The 4,935-nt window shown below is 59.6% G+C and carries 4 protein-coding genes; 3 read left to right on the top strand and 1 reads right to left on the bottom strand.

What is annotated here, in order from left to right; all coding sequences use genetic code 11:
* Positions 1–373: 373 nt before the first annotated feature.
* The gene (pepT, locus tag AAAX77_RS09720) at positions 374–1,621 is read right to left on the bottom strand and encodes a peptidase T (protein WP_349075004.1); all 1,248 of its coding nucleotides are present in this window, start codon (positions 1,619–1,621) and stop codon (positions 374–376) included.
* A gap of 120 nt (positions 1,622–1,741) precedes the next feature.
* On the opposite strand from pepT, the gene AAAX77_RS09715 reads away from it, so the two are divergent.
* From AAAX77_RS09715 to AAAX77_RS09705, 3 genes are all read left to right on the top strand, one after another.
* A complete protein-coding gene (locus tag AAAX77_RS09715; protein ID WP_040359600.1) occupies positions 1,742–2,164 on the top strand; it encodes a metal-dependent transcriptional regulator in 423 nt (140 codons plus the stop codon).
* 10 nt (positions 2,165–2,174) lie between these two features.
* On the top strand, positions 2,175–3,068 hold the full coding sequence (locus AAAX77_RS09710) for a homocysteine S-methyltransferase family protein (protein ID WP_349106075.1): 894 nt from the start codon (positions 2,175–2,177) through the stop codon (positions 3,066–3,068).
* 159 nt (positions 3,069–3,227) lie between these two features.
* On the top strand, positions 3,228–4,628 hold the full coding sequence (locus AAAX77_RS09705) for a phosphoglucomutase/phosphomannomutase family protein (RefSeq protein ID WP_349106073.1): 1,401 nt from the start codon (positions 3,228–3,230) through the stop codon (positions 4,626–4,628).
* Positions 4,629–4,935 lie beyond the last annotated feature (307 nt).

The raw sequence follows: 4,935 nt of genomic DNA, 5'->3' as shown, positions 1-4,935 counted from the left end.
CTCCCAACCTCGTTGCGGCGCGGCTGCGCCTATGGCACTTCAACATCATTGTCGCAGCCCCGACCCGCGGTCACGAGCGGGGGCTCCTATCTTTTTAGTGCCCTCGGATTGGGTCATAGTGTCTGTCGGTGCCAAAACATCGGCGTAACACTTGGCACATGGGTAGTCATTGGGGATGTTCTTAAACGACTGGTCAAAGGGGACACTCTTGATGCACTTGGCACTTGGGGACGTTCCTTTTGTGCCGGCAGTTTGGGACACTCCTTGCGTTAAGAGGCTGGCGTGCGTCAACCTATTCTCGTTGCAGTAAAAAAATCGCCCCGTTCTTGGTTGAGGACGGGGCGATTCGTCTTTTGGACTTGTGCAGCCAGGCTTATGCAAAGCGGGCGACGAGCTCCTGGAGCACGTCGGTCATCTTGACGAGCGAACTGACCGGGACGAACTCGTTGACGCCGTGGTAGCAATAGCCGCCGGTGGAAAGGTTGGGGCAGGGCAGACCGCGGAACGACAGCTGAGCGCCGTCGGTGCCGCCACGAATTGGCAGCACCTGGGGCTCAACGCCGCAGGCAAGGTAGGCTTCCTTGGCAACATCAATAAGCTCGGGATAGTCACGAACGATCTCGGCCATATTTCGATACTGCTGCTTAATCTCGACCGTCACGTGCTTCTCACCCAGACGCTGGTTGAGCATCGAGGCGGCGGCATCAATAAGGTCGAGTTTCTGCTGGAACTTGGCGGCGTCATGGTCGCGGACGATATAGCGCGCTGTGGCGTGATCGACGGTCGCAGATACACCCTCAAGGTGATAAAAGCCCTCGTAGCCTTCCGTATACTCCGGGCGCTGCACGTAGGGGAGCAACGCGTTGAAGTCGCAGAACAGATTGCCTGCGTTGACCATACGGCCCTTGGCGTCGCCCGGGTGGATGGACTGGCCCTCAAAGCGGACGGTCGCCTCGGCGGCGTTAAAACACTCCCACTCCAGCTCGCCGATGGGGCCGCCGTCGACCGTGTAGGCGTACTTGCAGCCAAAGGTATCGATATCCAACAGCTCGGCTCCGTGGCCGATCTCCTCGTCAGGGCAGAAGCAAATGCCGAGTGCGGGATGGGGCAGAGAAGGGTCCTGAGCGATACGCGCGACAAGCGACATGATCTCGGCGACGCCTGCCTTGTCGTCCGCGCCCAGCAGCGTGGTGCCATCGCTGCAGACCAGGTCCTCACCCGCGAGGTCATTCAGGGCGGGAAGCTTGGCGGTACTCATGGCAACGGGCTTACCGTCAACCGTGCCGCAGACCAGGTCGCCGCCTTCGTAGTGTACGATGTGCGGCTTCACGCCGGCGCCCGGTGCAACTTCGGTGGTGTCGAGATGGGCGATCAGGCCCAGGGCGGGCTTGTCCTCAGCGCCCGCACTTGCGGGGATATGCGCGCAGACATAGGCGTGCTCGGTCACGTGGGCATCTTCCGCACCAAGCTCGCGCAGCTCTTCAGCCAGCACGTTGGCAAGGTCAAACTGAACGGCGCTCGAGGGTACCTGGTCGCAGTTTGCATCCTCGGACTGCGTGTTGATCTGGACGTAGCGCAAAAAGCGCTCGAGGACATCGGGGCTCGTGGTGGTGTTTTCCATAAAGACCGCTCCAATCTTGGTCGTCGTGTGCAACAAGAACTCTAGCACGGTATGCCACGGCATACCACGACGCTTGGATGGGGTAGAATCAGCCATTGAATGCAGAAGGGACGGAAGATCATGGATACGACAAATAGCTCGCGCGAACTACATCTGACGGTGGCGAACGAAGACTACTTGGAGTGCATGGTTCGCATTGAAAGCGAAGAGGGGGAAACCAACGGCGTGCGATCGGTCGACATCGCGCAGCGCCTTGGCGTCTCCAAGGCATCGGTCAATAAAGCGGTTTCGGCGCTCAAGGCATCCGAGCTTGTCGAGCAATCGCACTACGGCAAGGTGATCCTGACCGATCGCGGCCGCGAGGTTGGCACGGCTATCTGGTACCGTCATCGCCTCATCCGCACGTTTTTGGTTCAGGAGCTCGGTGTCGAATTTGAGCGAGCCGATTCCGAGGCCTGCATGATGGAGCATGCGCTATCCGAGGACACGATGAGCCGCTGGCTCGCCTATCTCGAAAAGCAGGGAATCAGCGTCGAGGAATAGCGGGATATATATGGATACGAGTTATTACAACCGCTTTGGTGCCGAGGAACTTACGCGCCGCTTGTCGAGCGAGACCTTGTTGGCGCAGGGCCCCATGGGCAGTGTTCTGTTGAGTGAGTACGATGCCGCCGACATTCCACCGGCGTTTTGGAATCTGGCAGAGCCGCAGACCGTTTCTCGTATCCATCGCTTGTATGTCGCCGCCGGCGCGCAGGTGCTCATTACCAACACCTTTCAGGCATCGAGCTATGCCCTCAAGCACGACCAGATTGCGCCGTCCGTGGCGGAGGTCAATCGCGGGGCCGTCGACGATGCCCGCCAGGCGCACCCTCAGCTGCTGCTAGGCTCGATGGGCCCGATCGGTATTGAGTGGTTTGCCGAGGACTCTGCCGAGTATCGTGAAATCAGAGGCATTGCGCGCGAACAGGCGCACGCCTTGCTCAACGCCGGCGTTGACGGTCTGCTGATCGAGACGGAGACGTCTATCCGTAATTTGCAGCCCATGCTTGCCGGCGCTCGAGATGCCGCCGACGGCATGCCTGTTCTGGTGAGTTTTGTCGTTGACGATAAAGGCGACCTGTTGGGCGATGGCCTCAACATCGAGGCAGCCGTTTTGTACGCCGAAAAACACGGCGCAAACTCGGTTGGTGTTAATTGCTGTTCGCTTGCGGCCGCGAACGCGGCGGTGCCCAGGATGGTTGCATCGGCGACTACTCCCGTCACGGTGCGTCCCAACGTAGGCGATCCGGTCCAGACTCAGGATGGCCCCGTATGGCACGAGAACCCCGAAGCTTTCGCGCGCGCATGCATCGAATGGAGACATGCCGGTGCCGCAATGGTGGGCAGTTGCTGTGGAACCACGGCAATCACTACGGCCGCGATGGCCGAGGCGCTCGATATATAAAGGGCAAAACCGCTCCATACGGGGCGGTTTTTTTTATTGCTTGTATGTCCTCGGCAGCATTTGCCCAAATGGTGAATGCTGGTGCCGGCAGGTTGCCGAGTGCATGTTGCGGGTATACCCCATGCGTACCATGATCCAAACACTGTGAGGTGTCTGCGCGTGTGCGCGATAATTCATTTTGGAACTGACGGTTGGCGCGCTCGCGTCGATGAGGACTTCACTGCCGATAACGTTGCCCGTATCGCCGATGCCGTCGGCGAGTTGTGGCAAAAGACCAATCCGGGCAAAACGGTATATATAGGGTTCGACACCCGGCCCCTGGCGCGCGAGTTCGCTGAGCTTGCGGCGGGCGCGCTAGCAGCGCACGGGCTAGACGCCGTGCTCGCTTCGCGGCCTGTCCCGACTCCTGCCCTTACGTGGGCGGCGGCTTATGACGGTGAAGCGTGCGGCGCGCTCATGGTGACGGGGTCCCATCATCCGCAGGGTTATCTGTGCCTCAAGATTCGCATGGGTGACGGCTCGACCGCCAACCAGGATGTCATCGAAGAGCTTGAAGAGACTATGGCTCCCGAGCCAATGGGGATCGAGGGGCAATATCGCACCGCAGATATCATTCCTGACTATATGCAGGCGGTGGCATCGTTTGTCGATGCCGAAGCCATCCGCGCCGCGCACTTGCGCGTGGTTGTCGATCCCATGGGCGGCGCAGCCCAGGGCTATCTAGCCGACTTGCTGCGCGAGCTTGGCGTTGAGGTGCACGAGATTCACGCCGGGCAGGCGTCTGATCAAGAAGATATCTGCCCCGACCCCGTTGAGCCTTGGGTGGACACTTGCGAGCGCACGGTTATCGAGGACGGAGCTTGCGCTGGCCTGGTGACCGACGGCGACGCCGACCGTATCGGCGCGGTTGACGAGCGCGGCAGATATATACATCCGCATCAGATCATGGCGCTCGTTTTGGGCGACTTGGTTCAATTTCGTAATTTGGAGGGGCGCGTCGTCGTCAATCTTTCATGCTCGACGCTCGTGCGTCGCATTGCCGAGACGCTTGGCTGCCGCGTGACCGTCAAACCAGTCGGTTTCAAATATATAGCGGCGGAGATGAAGAAGGACGGCGTCCTCATGGGCGGCGAAGAAGCCGGTGGTATCGGCATCGCCGCGCATATGCCCGAGCGCGATGGAATCCTCGCCTGTCTGATTCTGTGTGAGCTTATGGCAAAGACGGACGCGCCTTTGGGCGTTCTGGTCGACCAACTCGAGGACAGTTTTGGTAAGACGAGTTACGGTCGACGCGATTTGCGCCTTGAGGCCGAAGATGCCGAAACGTTACGAACCCTGCTGCCGGGCGTAAACCCCAAGTCGATTTGTGGCAAGGTGCCGCAAAACGTTAGTCATATGGATGGCTTGCGTTTGGCATTCGAGGATGACACGTGGCTGCTGGTCCGTCCTAGCGGGACCGAACCGGTGGTGCGCGTCTACGCCGAGGGGTTCTCGGTGGAAGAACGTGACGAGTTGCTCGATGCTGGCTGTGCTTTAGCTAGGGGAACGTATCCGCTTTAACCATGAGACTGCCTTATATAAAGAGATGCTCGGCGAGCGGTAGGTAACGGCTGGCAAACGTTAGTCGGATTCCAAGATGTGTAGGAAATGTGTACGCCCAGATTCCCGCCCGCGGGGCCCCTCCGGTCTGGCAATATATCTCCTTGCCGCGCGGCCCGGTGGAACCGGGAACCAGCGCGGGCGTGCACCTTGAGAACCGGATACTGCGAGGATGGACACACCAGTTGTGTCGCATCCGGGCAGACATCGAACCATTTGAAATGGTCTAACTTGGATTTGTTTTTCGCAAGGCCGCCGAGAGGCGGCC

This window comes from Collinsella sp. CLA-ER-H6 (assembly GCF_040092305.1).
Lineage (GTDB): Bacteria > Actinomycetota > Coriobacteriia > Coriobacteriales > Coriobacteriaceae > Collinsella.
Note: the sequence above shows the minus strand (reverse complement) of the source record. Positions and strands in the feature narration are given on the sequence as shown.